Consider the following 15361-nt stretch of genomic DNA (forward strand, 5'->3'; position numbering starts at 1 on the left):
CGTGCGAAATCATGCCGGCGGGTTGCTATCGCTCCACCTCAGTGCAGTCTCAATAATGAAATCGATCTCGGATTGCCGCGGGCTCCAACCGAGCTCCCGCTTGGCCTTGGCAAAGGAGGCGACGAGCGTGGGCGGGTCGCCCGCGCGGCGTGGGCCGCGGCGGACGACCGGATCATTTCCGGAGACACGCCTCACTGCCTTTATTAGTTCGATCACACTCGTGCCAACCCCTGTACCGAGATTGAAGATATGAGTACCACCTCGCGCCACCAGCATGTCACCTGCGAGAAGGTGCGCCTGCGCCAGGTCGTTGACGTGGATATAATCCCTGATTGCACTGCCATCCGGCGTCGGAAAGTCCGTTCCCAGAATGGTGAAAGGCCGATCGGGTCGGCGCACAGCTTCGATCGCCAGCGGAATGGCATGGGTTTCCGGTTCGTGGCGCTCGCCGATCTCTCCGTCCGGATCACAGCCCGCCGCGTTGAAATAGCGCAGCGAAACCGACGACATCTCGTACGCGCGGCCAAAGTCCTCCAGCATGCGCTCGATGATCATCTTGGACCAACCATAGGGATTGATCGGCGCCTGCGGATGTGTTTCGTCTATCGGGGTCTGCTTGGGAATTCCGTAACTGGCACACGTGCTGGAAAAGAGCACGCGCGAACAGCCGGTCGCTCGCATTGCCTCCAGCAGCGCAAGCGTTCCTCTCGTGTTATTGTCGTAATAGATAGCGGGATCAGCCACGGATTCGCCGACATAAGCCAGTGCCGCAAAGTGCGCGACAAGGTCCGGCTTGTAGGTGTCCAGCGCTGCGCGAACGCCGGCTGAATTGCGAATATCGCACTCGACCAACGGTCCCCAGCGCACCGCATCGCGCCAGCCTCGGGAAAGATTGTCGAGCGTCACGACATTCCAGCCCGCCATTGCAAACGCCTTGCAGCAATGCGAGCCGACGTAGCCGGCACCGCCGGTGACCAGAACGGTCTTTTTCATCTCGCCGCGCTCGCGCGTTGCGCATCGATCGGAGCTGGGACACTACCGAGATTTGTCGGGTCGGCGAAATCGTTACGCTTCCTTATCAACCTTCGCACCAACAACATTCAACTCCTTGTCCCGAAAGCATGAACTTGTTCTTAATCTCCAACCTTCCAAACCCATCAATTCATATCTAGATGGATTGTGGCTTCATTCGTACGATCGAACGGCGGCGCGCAGACGCGTGAAGCTGCCACGCGCAGTTGCAAAGGACCGAAATGGTGCAATCCGTGGATTGATGTTGCGAAATTATTGCTTCGCTGCGGTCTCGTCCGCGGGATAGAAACGCGCCTGATGCGCTTCGGTTAGAACCTGTCCCGTCGATGATTTCACGAGGGCAGTCCATTCATACACACCCGGCTTGCAAGGACCAAATGTCCGGATCGTCCCCGATGGCACGACACCATTGCTCGGAACCGGAATGTTCTGGCCTCCCATCTCGCGAGTGCCTTCTGCAAGTGTGAGCGTCACCGACGTGGCACCGGCGGGAATATTGCGCAGACGCATCTCCGGATTTGGGAACAGCGTGACACAGCCGCGTACCCCGCGCCATGAAAAATCCAACGTCATCGGATCGGCCGATGCAGGATGACAGGCCGCCAGCAACAAAGGGAAGGCAACAACAACAGCTCTCACATATTGCTCCGATCAGTTTCGCTTCCGATCTTCGCGCGATCGGGGCACGCACTATTCACGATTCACGCAGACTAGATCGCCCATTCTAAGGCGCCATCGGTAAGCCCACTTGCAACCGATGCATCAAAAGAAGCAGCCACGAGTTGGCCATTTTTTTGACGGATCGTCGGGACCTCCTTTGGCGTGCATCAACGACCATTCCCGCGCCTGCCAACGGATTGAGCAAACAAGGGCAAGTGGCAGCTAAACCGTGTCCAGAAACGTCCTGATCGTCGTACCCGTTTTGAACGAGGCTTCCCATATCGAGACCGTTGTCCGCAATCTGGCGCGGGACAGTCTCGACGACGATCGCACGATAGTGGTTGCAGATGGCGGCAGCACCGATGGGACGCCTGAGATTGTTCGCCAGCTCGGCAAGGAGATTCGCGGCGTCCATCTGTTGCGCAATCCCCAGCGGCTGCAGAGTGCCGGGGTCAATCTAGCCGTACAAGTCTTTGGTGCTGCGGCGGAGGTCCTGGTGCGGTGTGACGCCCATTGCGAATATCCATCGGATTATGTTTCGAGCCTCCTCAAGACTCTCAACGAGCGCAAGGCCGACTCGGTCGTGGTCCCCATGGACTCTCGTGGCGAGGGTTGCTTGCAGAAAGCCGTCGCCTGGGTCTCTGACACCAAGGTCGGTTCGGGCGGATCGGCACATCGCGGCGGAAAGCAAAGCGGCTTTGTCGATCACGGGCACCATGCCGCGATGACCATCGATGCCTTTCGCAGGGCCGGTGGTTACGACGAAACCTTCACTCACAATGAAGATGCAGAGTTTGACTGCAGGCTCCGTGCACTCGGCGGCCGGATTTTTCTGGATTCGGACATCCGCCTTTCATATCGACCGCGGTCGAGTTTTCTGAGCCTGGCGAAGCAGTACTTCAACTACGGGCGTGGTCGATCGAGAACGGTGAGACGGCATCCAGGATCGTTGCGACTGCGTCAATTCCTGGTGCCCACTCATGTTTCATTGACGCTCGGCGCCATCGTGCTGTCGCCGGCTGCGCCGCTGCTGTTGACCTGGCCGGCGGCCTATCTGGCGATACTGGCCCTGACCGCAATGATGATTGCAGTAAAACATCACTCAATTTGCGGGCTGCTTGCACTGCCGGCTGCCGTCGTGATGCACTTCGCGTGGGCACTTGGCTTTTTCTGGGGCATCCTGTCGATCCGCCAGACCACCTGGCAGATGACCCCTTCAGTTTCCTGAACGCTGCAGAACCTCGGCACTGGCCGGCGCGCCCACACGCCGGCCGGCCTTCGCATAGGCGGCCTCGGTCAGGCGGGCAATCGAGGTCCACGTCGGCACGGAGTCCCGCAGATCCAGCATTCCTTGACTCTTGGCGTTTCGATAGTCGGGGTCGCTGATCAAGCGATCGAGCGACCGTGACAATGCGGCGGGATCACCTGGAGGAACGAGCGTCCCCTCCGCCCGATCGCTCAGCCATTCCGAAAACGTTCCAAGGTTCGAAGCGACGATCGGACGTCCCGCCGCGATCGCCAGCATCAGCACACCGGATGCGTCGATATCCCGGTACGGAAAAGCCAGGATGTCAGCGCGCGCGACCAGCGAGGTTACTTCGTCTTCCGGAATGAACCGCAGGTCGAATTCGACATGGTCCTCGAGCTGCAGATCCTTCACCATCGCAAACAGCGGCTCCATCGGCATTTCGGGCCAGCCCACGATCTTCGCCACGCAACGTGCCCTGACCTCTCGGGGAAGCAATGCAAGCGCGCGAAGCATGACGTCGATGCCCTTGTAGGGCTTTATCTTGCCGAACAAGAGTATTTGAACGCGCCCGTCCGCGGCCGCGGACTCGTCGACAGGTCGGGCGATGTGATCCGTCAGCAATCCGTGCGCGATAACGGAAATCTTCTCGTCCGGAATACCAACGCGCAGCAGGCGATCACGTGCAACGGTCGTATGAACGATAAGATGGTCGAAGCAATGCAGAATCTTGAACGCGCCGATTCGCTGTATCCGCGAGCTCGGATTGTTATTGAACGGATTCGAGTCATGAACGGTCAGAACCGTCGGCGCGACCCTCCTGAACTTGGGAATGAACTGGCTGTCGACGATCGCCAGCGGTGCCCATTGAAAATGGATCACATCTGGCGGCGTCTTCCTGAAGCGCCTGATCAGCCGTGTCATTGATTCGGCGTGACTGAGTCCCTTCAGCCCCAGCTGCACGTTGCGCGGAAGTTTCTTGAAAAAGCGCGACTGCAATCCCGGATAAAAATGCCGGTCAAGGAACAGGTCTTCATCAATGGAAGGCTTCTGCCCAAGCTGTCGCCCGACAATGCTGGCTGCATGCCCAATATCGTTCAATCCTTTGGCTAATTTAAGATCATATGGCCACGTAAACAGTGACGGATCGATCAGAGCGATTTTCATGCGATTGCCTCACCAATCATGCTTTGCGGACCCCGAAATTACTTCTGGCTCATCAAGGCATAGATTGATAGCCTCTTTTGCCACCTGCAAATTTGTGAGCGACACGCGTTGAAGATTAGCATCGTCATAACAGTCTACAATTACGAACGGTATGTCGGATTGGCAATCGACAGCGCGTTGAATCAGACCCGTCCGGCGGACGAGATCGTCGTCGTCGACGACGGATCGATCGACGGTTCCCGCCGGATCATTGCCGGCTATGGTGACAGGATTCGAGCCATATTTCAGGCAAATCAGGGCAACATCGCAGCATTCGAAGTTGGGTATCGCGCAGCGACAGGCGACGTACTGCTGTTCCTCGATGCGGATGACATCCTGATGCCGACGGCGGTCGAAAACGTTGCTGCGCACTGCCGCGAAGGTGTTTCGAAAGTTCAGTTCAATCTGGATATCATCGATGACGCCGGCAGGCGACTTGGGCGTTCGTTCTGTGCGTTTCCCAAATCCTACGCGCCGGACGATGTGCACGCAGAATTTAGCCGGTCGGGAACGTACATCTGGCCAGTCATGTCGGGAAATGCGTACTCCCGAGAGTTTCTTCGACAGGTCATCCCGCTCAATCCGCCCGTGGGATACGACGGCGCCCTCAACACGATCGCGCCTCTTTACGGAGACGTGGTCACGGTGCAGGAAACCCTCGGGCAATATCGGCTCCATGGCAAAAACATCAGCCGAAATGACGCGAAGGGCCGGGCGCAGCGGTTTCCGGATTTTCCCAGGCAGATCGGGTTCCGCATCGCAGAGTTCGACATCCTGAAGGCACATTGCGACAGGAAGTCCATGCACGTGCAAGCGGCACGGCCGATCGATAACGAGATCGTCTTTGTCAACTATCGCCTCGCGTCCCGTAAACTGGGACTGCGCTATGTTGGGCAGGACGCGGACACGTCGAGTTCACTTCTGCGCCGTGGGATATGGCTTGCGCTGACCACGACCACACATTGGCGCGCCGCCGCCTCTCATATCGTCTGGTTCACAGGGTTGTTCTTGAGCCCTTCCTGGCTTGCGTACCAGCTGATCATGCTCCGCTTCAACAGGGCAGAACTCCTGAGGCCGCTCGTCAAGTTCGGAAGTGTCATCCGGCGCAAGCCCGCCTGAGCGGGCCACGGGGCAAACGTAACCCGCCTCGTCAAATCTCGTGCCGCGCCCTCAAGGCGTCAATCACATGCTTTCGATCGTACGAATTGTCTCCGGCATTGGCGCGGAAAGACTGCTTGCGCCGGCGAGGCGGACGCGAATCCGCCTGTCGGACTGTCGAAGGCGGATATTTTCCGACAGGCGCAGAACATATTCCTTTGATTTCCACGCAAACCGAGCCGCCCTGTCAAACGCAGTAGGCTCGCGGACCGACTCCGCCGCCTTTGCGATCGAAGATGTCAGCGTCAGCTCAAGGCACGGAAAAGGAAACAAGGCATAATTGTGGAGGCCATTTGCCCAGAAGCGGTCCATCTCCCAGTCGATCGGCCGATGAATAGTTGTCACGCTGTCGATGAACCGACGCGCGGCATGGCCGGAGATCAGATAGGCCTGCGTTCCCATTGGCGCACGCTCAAACCGCACCAATTCCCGCTGATCCAGCCAGGCCACGTGCTTGCACGGCGCCATGTGTCGCCCATACAGCCGGAGATAACCGATCTCGGCAGCCTTGCAGATGTCCGGAAGCGATCGAAAGCTGAACCCGGCATCGAGAATGACGTCGTCTTCGATCACAAGTGTCCATGAATTGTCGGCGTCTGACGCTGCCACCTGCGCCATGATGCTCATATGACTAGCTGCGCAGCCGATCTCGGCACGTGAAAGGCCCCTGCCCCAAAAGCGGATGGCCAGCGCCTCATCATATTGCGGGAGCCCCTTGGCGGGCACACGCAAGGCATCAAAGAAGGCCCATGGAATCTCAAGCGACTCCAGATTTGCACTCGCGCGCTCGCGGCGCGCGGAACCGACCAAGCTAATCGCCACAATTTTGAGATTGCTGCCCATTGATTGATCAGTCCGACGCGTTGATTGGGAACCGTATTGCACGTGATCTCCAAAACGATTACCGCGAACTTGTCGCTGCTGACAAGGACGCGGCACGCGCCCAGCGGCTGCCATCCTGGTGGCCATTTCACGGTCATGTTTCGTAACGCACGGCGAAATCTGCGGCTACACCTAAGGCGACCGGCATTTCGGACGCCTTGCACCGAACCGACGCTTCCTCAGCGACGAGTGACTATGTACCTGCCGAAACTCGCGGCGGTCTCGAGTAGGAGAGTAGTGGATGTCATCAAAGCGTCGAATGAACAGCACCATTGCAGCACTGTTCGTCGCATCATTGACTGTCATTGGCTCAGCCCTTTATCTTGGCCTGAGCAACGATGGTTTGCGACAGCGCCTGCAATTCATCCCGCTGTTTGAGGAACGCAGCCAAATCGTCGGCGGCGCGGTCATCGGCCAGAATGGCAGTGGGTTGTATGCGGGCTATACGCTGTCGTGGGGAGATGAATTCAACTCTCTCGATATCGTGGGTCCGGCAAACGCTCGCGGCAAGTTCTTCCCGACTGGCGCCTATCATCCGGGTATCCGCGGCAATACCACGTCGCTCGGGACAGCTTTTGATGCCGACCCGCTGACCACAGGCTACAAGGACCGCAACCGCGGCGTCGCGGTTGGCTTCGACAATATGTCGATCTCCGGCTCGGTGCTGCGCCTCGCCGCGCGCAAGGCAACAACCCGCGAGCAGACATTCCTTACGCCGACCGACCGATCCATCAACGGAGGCGTGCGGTCGCACCTCTCCGCGATGATCCATACCGCCGGGGCGTTTGCATACTACCCGACGGCCAACGCCGTCATTATCGAGATCCGCGCCCGGTTCAGCCCCAGGCTTACAAATCCGGCCGGCTTTCATCCCGCGTTCTGGACCTATTCGGTCGCACCCGTGCTCAATCCAACAGGCAACGAGTGGGATCTGGAATGCAACTCCCAAGGGATGCACTTCAGCAATATCGTCCATACCTCGGGGAAAATCTCGACCGACAACAGCGCCGGACCATTCGACTATATGGACGGCACGTTCCACGTCTTCAGTTTTGTCTTTCGAAACGGCGGAAACACCCAACTCTACGTCGATGGTGCCCTTCGATCCCAGTTTGCCGGCGTGGATTCCAATACGAAGAATATGCCCTCATTTGTGTTGCTGACGTCACACATATTCAATAACACGTTCGCGGGCGAGGCGTACGACGCTGCAGCGTGGGCCAGCTCGGCGACCGGCGCCTATCTCGATGTCGACTGGATCCGCGGCTGGCGGACGACGGGCGTCAAGCATTGGAAGCCGCTGGTTTCGGTCGCAGATCTCAATATCGATTACGACGGCAACGGCACGATTGTGCTGCCGAGCGCCAAGGCGCTCTGGGGTGATGCGAGCGTTACTGAATTCGTCCAGGCCGTACCCTATGACAGCTCCGAACCGGGTATGACGGAGCAGACGACGTTTACGCAATTCCCGGAAGGAATTTCGTACGATCCGGCGTCCCGCACGATCAACGCGGACTTCACCGCCGGCAACGGCAATGCCGGACGCTCTCATGTCGTCGTTTATGGCTACAAACCTGATGGCTCAACGATGGAGCCGCTGCGATTCTCCATCAATCGCGGCCCGCACGTGATGACGCGCTCTCTTTCAGCCGCCGCAGGCGACAGCTACCGCCACGACATCTATGGGGAGTGCGATGTCGGAGTCATGATGCCGAAGATCTTCTCCGTCAAAGGCCTGCCGCAGGGGCTCGCCTTCGACCGTTCCACCGGGCTGATCAGTGGCACCCCAACGGCAACAGGGGTGAGCAACCTGACAATCTCCTGCGCAAACAATGCGGGCCAGACCACAAACAGGACCACAACGTTGACCGTCCACGCGCACGATCCGGCGGGCCGCCCGAACGGTGGATGATACTCGACCCTCAACCTCGATCCGGCGGGGCCGAACTGCCCTGGCAGATGTCCAGAAAGTTTGCGAGGGCGTCGTCCACACTGGTGCTCAATGGCCGACCCAGCTTTTCGAAGGGCTTGCTCCACGCGTCGACGAACGTGCTGATTTTGCCATAGTTGTTGTCAAGGACCGAGTGCGGAACATTCAACAACACGCAAAAGATGTGGGTGTGAAGCCGGTCCGTGATCACGTAGGCCGACGATCCAACCTGCCTCATGCCACGGGCTACACGGTTCGACGCGAGAAGGTGAAACCACCGAATGCGCACGTCGAGCTCCGATGGCGTCCTGCCCTTGAGCACGAGGAGCGCCGTCTCAAGCAGCGCCTTGACAAACAACCACTTTCCCAAGCCTCGCTGTTCGATGAGCCAGTCCTCGACAACTGCAAAGTTTGGGAGCGGCGGAAAACGCTTCTGCTCCACCTTCTCGTGATCAGTTCGGAGCAGCAGCAACAGTTTCCTGGTTATTGCCGCTGGCGACCTCTGCGCCCCCAGACAGAAAGCCATGTCCGGACAGAGATCGACGGGCGCCGTGAATTCCTTTGTCGCGATATTCAAACTTTGCACGTCGCGGACAAGAATCCGGAACTTTTTGTGCGAGTTGATGATCTCCGCGGCGCGCTTGAGACTTGCCGTCGAGGAGAAGTGTATGGTTTGCGGCAACTGGATGATCTGGCGATCCGGAAACTCCGACAGAAGCCTGAGCCGAAACTCCTGATGGCTGGGCCACAGGTCTCCGAAATTTCCCCCACCATGGATAAGTATAGGTCCGGCAGGAACGGCTCTTTCAAACTCTTCCTTTGACCAGGTGTCATAGGTGCAGACGTAGGACGGTGCTCGGCCTAGCTTCTTCTGCAGATAGGTCTCTTCACCCAACCATATGGCGCTGTCGCCCACATTTGAGTGGTTGGGGAAATCCACCAGCGCAAACTTCTCGACACCCTCCAGATGAGGCCCGATGACCTTTTCGATCTCATCCTGCATTTCTGCAATGAGTGTACGAGAATCCTTCATGGGAATTTCGGCCATCGTCCTGAGTTCGGTCCCGTCGGTCGCATCACAGCATCGAACGGTTTTCGATGCATCGGCAAAACTTCTCATTCGACTAATCCACTTCTGCCATTGCCGCGCCAAGGACGCGCGCTACGGTTGCGCGAACGACGCATCTGCGTGCCGGCAGCGAGAACGCCGGACGTTTGCTGCGAGCTTCCCGCGCCAGTCATTCGATCTTTCGCGCTCAGCCGGCTTCTGCCTCTTTCACGCTCTCGTGCCTCTCTGGGTGTCCCCCTCGCCGATGCGGAAAGCTGATCGGGTTCCAGACACGGAATAGATCGGCTTAGCAGCCAAAAGGCAAGTCTCGGCAGCGCTGCCGATTAGCGACAACACCGCACATATTCATGACAAGAATCGAATCTATTGAAGTCCTAAGGCAGGCAAATGAGTTGATCGCAACGTACATAGGCAGCGAGCCTACGGGAATGCCGCTTCTGGCAGCAAGCCTGCACCCAGGTGCGTTAGCGAGCTCGGAGTAAACCGCATGATCGGTTTGTTGAAAGACTACGTAAAGGCTCGCCTGCTCGATAACGACTTTATGATATCCGGCACCTCAAAGGAGGAGGAGCTCAGGGAGTTCTTCCGGGACCTTTTTCCTGTCGTGACGGACAAGAAATTGATTCGACTGGGCGGATCGGCTGATGGCGGCTATCTGGTTCCGGACGATCTGGATGGATGCGTCGGCTGCTTTTCGCCCGGCGTCTACAACGTCTCTGACTTCGAGCTCGGCCTTGCCGAACGCGGCATCCCGTGTTTCCTCGCTGACTTCTCGGTGGATGCACCCGCGATCCACAATGACCTGCTCGATTTCGAAAAGAAATTCCTCGGAAACGAAAACAACGCCAGGTTCATGACTCTAGAGAACTGGATGTCGAGGAAGGGCCCTCAGACCGGCGATCTCATCCTCCAGATGGACATTGAAGGCGGCGAATACGAGGTTCTCATCGAGACGAGCTGCGACAACCTGAAGCGCTTCAGGATCATAATCATCGAGTTCCATTCCTTGGACAGAATTCTCAATCCGATCGGTCTCACGCTGATCGGCGCTGTTTTCAAGAAGATCACCAAGCACTTCGACGTCGTACACATTCATCCAAACAATTACTTCAAACCCATCGAGTACAGGGGCTTCAAGGTCCCGCCGATCATGGAATTCTCGTTCTTGCGCAAGGATCGCGTTTCTCGACGGACCCCTGCGAGAACGTTTCCTCACGAGCTCGACAGGAGAAACGTCGCCGACAGGGATGATGTCGTGCTGCCGAAATGCTGGGTCGCTCCAGAGTGATCGCCCCGTGGCTGCACCGATGAATCGCGCCAGCCGCTGAAAACGGGCGCGCCGATGCGCGATGGTTGGCTCGCAATGACGAGGCGGGGTCCCTACTCCCCCGCCTGACGGTTCTCGCTAAGATATGCCTGATAGGCCAATTTGAGCCCATCCTCGAGCGAGGTCTTGGCCCGCCAACCCAGTTTCGCCAACCGGTTGACCTCGAGCAATTTGCGCGGGGTGCCGTCGGGGCGCGAGGTGTCAAAGCTGATCTCGCCGGAATAGCCGACGGTCGCCGCGACTAGACGGGCAAATTCGGCGATCGCAATGTCCACGCCGGTGCCGATGTTGACGAGCTCGCCGCTCGAATAGGTTTTCATCAGATGGATGCAGGCGTCCGCAAGATCGTCGACAAAGAGGAATTCGCGCCGCGGCGTGCCGGTGCCCCATACCACGACATTCTTCGCCCCCGACGTCTTGGCCTCATGGAAGCGGCGGATCAACGCCGCGACGACGTGACTGTATTCGGGATGATAATTGTCGCCGCGACCGTAAAGGTTGGTCGGCATTACACTGATGAAGTTTAAACCGTACTGGCTGCGATAGGCCTCGACCATCTTGATGCCGGCGATCTTGGCGATCGCGTAGGGTTCGTTGGTCGGCTCCAACGGGCCAGTCAGCATCGACTCTTCGCGCAGCGGCTGGACTGCCAGTTTGGGGTAGATGCAGGAGGAGCCAAAGAACATCAGCTTCTCGCATCGATTGACATGCGCAGCGTGAATAACGTTGGTCGCAATCGCGAGGTTTTCGTAGAGGAACTCGGCGCGCAGCGTATTGTTGGCGACGATGCCGCCGACCTTGGCGGCAGCAAGGAACACTGCCTGCGGACGCCTTGCAGCAAACCATCTATCGACGGCGGCCTGATCACGCAGGTCGACTTCGCTCCGCGACACCGTCAGCAGCTCGACATTTTCCTGCGCAAGCCGCCTCACCAACGCGGAGCCAACCATGCCGCGATGGCCGGCTACGAAGACGGTCTTGCCGGCCAGCTCAAATGGATTGCTTGCCATTGGTGACCTCTCGCCTGGCCTCGAGCAGATCGGAAGCCACCATTTCCTTAACGAGTTGCGCGAACGGGGTTCTGGATTTCCAGCCGAGCTTCTCGCGCGCCTTACTGGGGTCGCCGATCAGAAGATCGACCTCGGTGGGACGGAAATAGGTCGGATCGATTCGCACGACGATCCTGCCTGACTTCTTGTCGATTCCGGTTTCCTCGACGCCCTTGCCCCGCCATTCGACTTTGCGGCCGACTTCGGCAAAGGCGAGCTCCACGAACTCGCGCACCGAGCGGGTCTCTCCGGTTGCCAGTACGAAATCGTCGGGCCGGTCGGCCTGCAGGACCATGTGCATGCCTTCGACATAATCCCTGGCATGGCCCCAGTCGCGCTTGGCCTCGAGATTCCCGAGATACAACGTCCCTTCGAGGCCGGTCTCGATGCGGGCAACGGCACGTGTGATCTTGCGGGTGACGAAGGTTTCGCCGCGGATCGGGCTCTCGTGGTTGAAGAGAATACCATTCGAGGCGAAGATGCCGTAGGCCTCGCGGTAGTTCACCGTAATCCAATAGGCATAGAGCTTCGCCACCGCGTAAGGGGAGCGCGGATAGAAGGGAGTCGTTTCCTTCTGCGGGACTTCCTGCACGAGGCCATAGAGCTCGGAGGTGGACGCCTGATAGAACCGCGTCTCCTTTTCCATGCCAAGAATGCGGATCGCCTCCAAAAGCCGCAGCGTTCCGATCGCGTCGGCGTTCGCGGTGTACTCCGGGCTCTCGAAACTGACCGCCACATGGCTCTGTGCAGCCAGATTGTAGATCTCGGTTGGCCGGATCTGCTGCATCAGGCGGATCAGGTTTGTCGAATCCGTCATGTCGCCGTAATGCATCAGGAACGGCACATCGCCGGCATGCGGATCCTGATAAAGATGATCGACACGGGCCGTGTTGAAGGACGACGACCGCCGCTTGATGCCGTGGACGATGTAGCCCCGGCCGATCAGATACTCGGCGAGATAGGCACCGTCCTGACCGGTGACGCCCGTAATCAGCGCGACGCGGCGCTTCGACTTTTCATTCATATTGCTCACCCGACTGCTTAATTGTCATCGACGATTTTCCCATTTTCCCGAACCTGTTGGCGATTGCGCCGAGGATACGCAGGATCTCACGCTCGGGCCCGGCCGGCGAGCCTGCCGCTCGCCAGAATCCAAAGAGTGACCCGACATAGGCAAGCGCACTCACAAGAACAACAGCGACCAACCGAGCATAGACGTGAGACTCATGGCCAACCGATGTGGTGAAGACCCAATTGGTCAGAAGACCGACAATGATCATCGTGCAGGTGGACAAAGCGGTCCTCAGATTCACGAGAAATTGCCGGGAGACAGAGGTGTCGATCAACTCGCGGACCAGGACCATGTTGTAGACGACACCGCCGAGCGTAACCGCCACGCGAGCGACCAGCAGGCCAAGTAACCCTCCTACCCACAGGCCCGCAACAATGACAGGCAGCCTCACGATCAGGATCGCAACGTCGCGATGAAATAACCTGCGCGTCTGCCCAAGCGCCAGACCAAGGGGTTGGACGGTCGCGCTGAGCGTATGCAACGCGATTGCACCACCGAGGAGCTGGATCACGATTGTCGCGCCTGCCCAGGCCTCACCCAGCGCGAGCGGAACGAATTGATCGGCGATCAACGCGAAACCGAACCCGGCCGGAAAGGCGATCGCACACAGCATTGCTTGGGCCGACAGATAAGCTCGTTGAAGGGCGGCTTTGTCGTCCCTCAGCCTCACGAACGCCGGAAACAGCGTCCCGGCAAGCGGATTTGTTGCTTCGCGTGTCGGCGTCGCGGCCAGGTCGCTGCCCAGCACATATCCACCCAGGGCGGATTTCCCGAGGAAATATCCGATGATGATCTGGTCGAAACGCCAGTTCAGCGTGCTGACGGCCTGTCCGAGCGATAGCCACACAGAGAACGAGAATAGAGTGCGGCTGCCCTTTATCCGGAATTTCGGCCGGAACGGCTGGATCAGATAAGAGGCGACGACATCGATGAAGTTGGCGACGACGGCTCCGGCGATCAGCGCCCAGTAGCTCCTGAAGCAGATAGCGATCCCGGAGGAGACGAGGATGGTAGCGAGCGCCCGGCTGCTGCTCGTCACAAATTCCTGCCAGAAGACGAGTTGACGCTGCATCATCGCAAGCATCGGGTTTCGAAGGCCGGATATCACAATCGAACAGCTCAGGACCAACAGAATCGGAATCAAACGTTCATCGCCGTAGGACACTGACACCGGATAGGCGAGCAACGACAGCAAGAGTGCGAGCAAGCAGGCGCGAGCCAGGCTCAGCGTCCACGCGGCGTGGAATTGATCTTCACTTGGATCCTTGTGGTGAATGAGTGCCGATGCCAGGGACAGTTCCGTCATCGACGTCAGAACAGCAATGATGGCCGTCGCGACGGCAACCAGGCCGAAATCTTCCGGCGTGAGCATTCTCGCCAATATGAGGGTGTTCAGGAAGCCGAGAATGGCAACCACCAGCCGGCTGACGCCGATCCAGGCAGCTCCGATGGCGATTGAATTTTTCGACAAAGGAGGCGCCGTACGCGCACCAATACCGACCATTTTCAATGCTCGTTCATTGACAGATGGCCTCCAGTGCGCGCTCCAAAATGTCAGGCGCAACCTTGAAATCGAATGGACTTGGCCCAAACGCTCCCTGCGGGCGCGTCCCGTGACTGTCCCCCACGATGTAAGAATAGTCCGCGCCCGCGGAGGTTGCGATCGTGTAGTAGTAGGGGTGCACGTGGTCTGAAGGAATCAGTTCCAGCACTTTGGTTCCAGGCGAGCAGAATACGAGATTGGTCAGGCCCGCACCATGTGGGCCAACGACAATCGAGCATTCGGAGAAAAACGCCGCTTCATCCTCGACATCATCAAAATTGTAAATCTGGAAGCCGAACTTCTTCAATGTAGGCATCAGCTCTTGTTCATTGGCGACCTTCCTTTGCCCTTTGCGTGGAACGTATACGCGTCTGTCGTGACGAAGCGGCGACTTGGCGACCTGCAAGCGGAAGAACTCCGTAAGCCATGGCGCGTAATTCCGTCGCAAGCCTGGAAACGAAGTGCCGATCACGAGATCGGCCTGGATATCCTCCTGGCCTGCCCACACGCACTTGTGCATTGGAATTCCAAGCCGGCGAACGAGTTTGGTTGCCGTGTCGGACGCAGGCTTGGGCAAATAGACATAATCGACGTCGTCGAGCGACAGGCCACTTTTCTGAAATAGCGCCAATCGTCCCAGGCAATCGAGCAGGAAGTGCCCATAGTTTCCTCCGGCGAAATCACTCGCCAGCGAGAGACAGGTGCCACCTAGCGGCAGCGGCGTCCCGTAGGCAATTGATCGTGGATGGCGCGAGAACGACGATCCGTACCAGGTGCTCTCGTAGAGCAGCGATCCATCCTCCGTCACGAGCCAGCCGTCGGGACCGAGGATGCGAGCCTTGTCCAGGCGGAGAATGCCCAGCTCGGGCATTCTGTTTTCAACAGTTTCACCAAAACCTGCGTCGCGGCTGCCGAATCGAACCGGCGCCTTCCGCGCCAGGACCTCTTCCTCGACGGCAGTCAGCCAAGTATGCGGATGTTCACTTCGCCACGCGCGATGATCACAAAGCCGGCTCGGGCTGCCGCGCAACGCACCACGGAGGATTTGCCTGACGGCGCGAACCTTTGAGTTCATGGACGACTACCCATGCAAGAGACACCGACCGTGACTGGCAAGCCGCATGACGGCTCACCTGCCACAGCCAAAGCAAAATTCAGACCGACCTTCGGACAGCGCGCCGATCGCA

Annotated in this window: 13 protein-coding genes; 4 read left to right on the top strand and 9 right to left on the bottom strand. The window is 58.4% G+C overall.

Annotated features, from left to right (window positions below):
- Positions 1-9: 9 nt before the first annotated feature.
- Together galE and N2604_RS33510 are read right to left on the bottom strand one after the other, a co-directional pair.
- Positions 10-993: a UDP-glucose 4-epimerase GalE gene (gene galE, locus N2604_RS33505; protein ID WP_260372237.1), complete on the bottom strand. Its 984-nt coding sequence runs from the start codon at positions 991-993 to the stop codon at positions 10-12.
- A gap of 291 nt (positions 994-1284) precedes the next feature.
- Positions 1285-1671, bottom strand: a complete 387-nt coding sequence (locus N2604_RS33510) for a hypothetical protein (RefSeq protein WP_260372238.1) — start codon at positions 1669-1671, stop codon at positions 1285-1287.
- 250 nt (positions 1672-1921) lie between these two features.
- On the opposite strand from N2604_RS33510, the gene N2604_RS33515 reads away from it, so the two are divergent.
- On the top strand, positions 1922-2920 hold the full coding sequence (locus tag N2604_RS33515) for a glycosyltransferase family 2 protein (RefSeq protein WP_260372239.1): 999 nt from the start codon (positions 1922-1924) through the stop codon (positions 2918-2920).
- Here N2604_RS33515 and N2604_RS33520 read toward each other — a convergent pair.
- Positions 2909-4105, bottom strand: a complete 1197-nt coding sequence (locus N2604_RS33520) for a glycosyltransferase (protein ID WP_260372240.1) — start codon at positions 4103-4105, stop codon at positions 2909-2911. The genes N2604_RS33515 and N2604_RS33520 overlap by 12 nt on opposite strands.
- A gap of 159 nt (positions 4106-4264) precedes the next feature.
- Between N2604_RS33520 and N2604_RS33525 the strand changes: the two genes are divergently transcribed.
- On the top strand, positions 4265-5263 hold the full coding sequence (locus tag N2604_RS33525) for a glycosyltransferase (protein ID WP_260372241.1): 999 nt from the start codon (positions 4265-4267) through the stop codon (positions 5261-5263).
- Between the two features lie 63 nt (positions 5264-5326).
- On the opposite strand, the gene N2604_RS33530 is transcribed toward N2604_RS33525, so the two are convergent.
- Positions 5327-6145 (bottom strand): glycosyltransferase family 25 protein, encoded by an 819-nt coding sequence (locus N2604_RS33530; RefSeq protein ID WP_260372242.1) that lies wholly within the window; start codon positions 6143-6145, stop codon positions 5327-5329.
- Positions 6146-6425: 280 nt separating this feature from the next.
- Here N2604_RS33530 and N2604_RS33535 point away from each other — a divergent pair, with 280 nt between their 5' ends.
- A complete protein-coding gene (locus N2604_RS33535; protein WP_260372243.1) occupies positions 6426-8096 on the top strand; it encodes a putative Ig domain-containing protein in 1671 nt (556 codons plus the stop codon).
- Positions 8097-8106: 10 nt separating this feature from the next.
- Here N2604_RS33535 and N2604_RS33540 read toward each other — a convergent pair whose 3' ends face one another.
- Complete coding sequence (locus N2604_RS33540) at positions 8107-9234, bottom strand: polysaccharide pyruvyl transferase family protein (protein ID WP_260372244.1); 1128 nt, start codon at positions 9232-9234, stop codon at positions 8107-8109.
- Positions 9235-9670: 436 nt separating this feature from the next.
- Between N2604_RS33540 and N2604_RS33545 the strand changes: the two genes are divergently transcribed.
- Entirely contained in the window at positions 9671-10471 is an 801-nt protein-coding gene (locus N2604_RS33545; RefSeq protein WP_260372245.1) for an FkbM family methyltransferase, read from the top strand.
- A 92-nt stretch (positions 10472-10563) separates the two neighbouring features.
- Here N2604_RS33545 and N2604_RS33550 read toward each other — a convergent pair whose 3' ends face one another.
- The 4 genes from N2604_RS33550 to N2604_RS33565 are packed head-to-tail and all read right to left on the bottom strand — an operon-like array spanning position 10564 to position 15249.
- The gene (locus N2604_RS33550; protein ID WP_311739679.1) at positions 10564-11520 is read right to left on the bottom strand and encodes a GDP-L-fucose synthase; all 957 of its coding nucleotides are present in this window, start codon (positions 11518-11520) and stop codon (positions 10564-10566) included.
- Positions 11501-12583, bottom strand: coding sequence for a GDP-mannose 4,6-dehydratase (gmd, locus tag N2604_RS33555; protein WP_260372246.1), 1083 nt, complete (start codon positions 12581-12583; stop codon positions 11501-11503). The genes N2604_RS33550 and gmd overlap by 20 nt, the downstream gene beginning before the upstream one ends.
- Positions 12576-14135 carry a lipopolysaccharide biosynthesis protein gene (locus N2604_RS33560; protein ID WP_260372247.1) on the bottom strand — a complete coding sequence of 520 codons (1560 nt, stop codon included), beginning with the start codon at positions 14133-14135 and terminating at the stop codon, positions 12576-12578. The genes gmd and N2604_RS33560 overlap by 8 nt, the downstream gene beginning before the upstream one ends.
- A gap of 13 nt (positions 14136-14148) precedes the next feature.
- Positions 14149-15249, bottom strand: a complete 1101-nt coding sequence (locus N2604_RS33565; protein ID WP_260372248.1) for a DUF563 domain-containing protein — start codon at positions 15247-15249, stop codon at positions 14149-14151.
- Between the last annotated feature and the right edge of the window lie 112 nt (positions 15250-15361).

The sequence above is a fragment of the Bradyrhizobium sp. CB1015 genome, from assembly GCF_025200925.1.
Lineage (GTDB): Bacteria > Pseudomonadota > Alphaproteobacteria > Rhizobiales > Xanthobacteraceae > Bradyrhizobium.

Excerpts from the sequence above, each read along its gene's own strand:
- galE (WP_260372237.1), bottom strand. The coding sequence starts at position 993 with ATGAAAAAGACCGTTCTGGTCACCGGCGGTGCCGGCTACGTCGGCTCG.
- N2604_RS33520 (WP_260372240.1), bottom strand. The coding sequence starts at position 4,105 with ATGAAAATCGCTCTGATCGATCCGTCACTGTTTACGTGGCCATATGAT.
- N2604_RS33530 (WP_260372242.1), bottom strand. The coding sequence starts at position 6,145 with ATGGGCAGCAATCTCAAAATTGTGGCGATTAGCTTGGTCGGTTCCGCG.
- N2604_RS33535 (WP_260372243.1), top strand. The coding sequence starts at position 6,426 with ATGTCATCAAAGCGTCGAATGAACAGCACCATTGCAGCACTGTTCGTC.
- N2604_RS33540 (WP_260372244.1), bottom strand. The coding sequence starts at position 9,234 with ATGAGAAGTTTTGCCGATGCATCGAAAACCGTTCGATGCTGTGATGCG.
- N2604_RS33545 (WP_260372245.1), top strand. The coding sequence starts at position 9,671 with ATGATCGGTTTGTTGAAAGACTACGTAAAGGCTCGCCTGCTCGATAAC.
- N2604_RS33550 (WP_311739679.1), bottom strand. The coding sequence starts at position 11,520 with ATGGCAAGCAATCCATTTGAGCTGGCCGGCAAGACCGTCTTCGTAGCC.
- gmd (WP_260372246.1), bottom strand. The coding sequence starts at position 12,583 with ATGAATGAAAAGTCGAAGCGCCGCGTCGCGCTGATTACGGGCGTCACC.
- N2604_RS33560 (WP_260372247.1), bottom strand. The coding sequence starts at position 14,135 with ATGGTCGGTATTGGTGCGCGTACGGCGCCTCCTTTGTCGAAAAATTCA.
- N2604_RS33565 (WP_260372248.1), bottom strand. The coding sequence starts at position 15,249 with ATGAACTCAAAGGTTCGCGCCGTCAGGCAAATCCTCCGTGGTGCGTTG.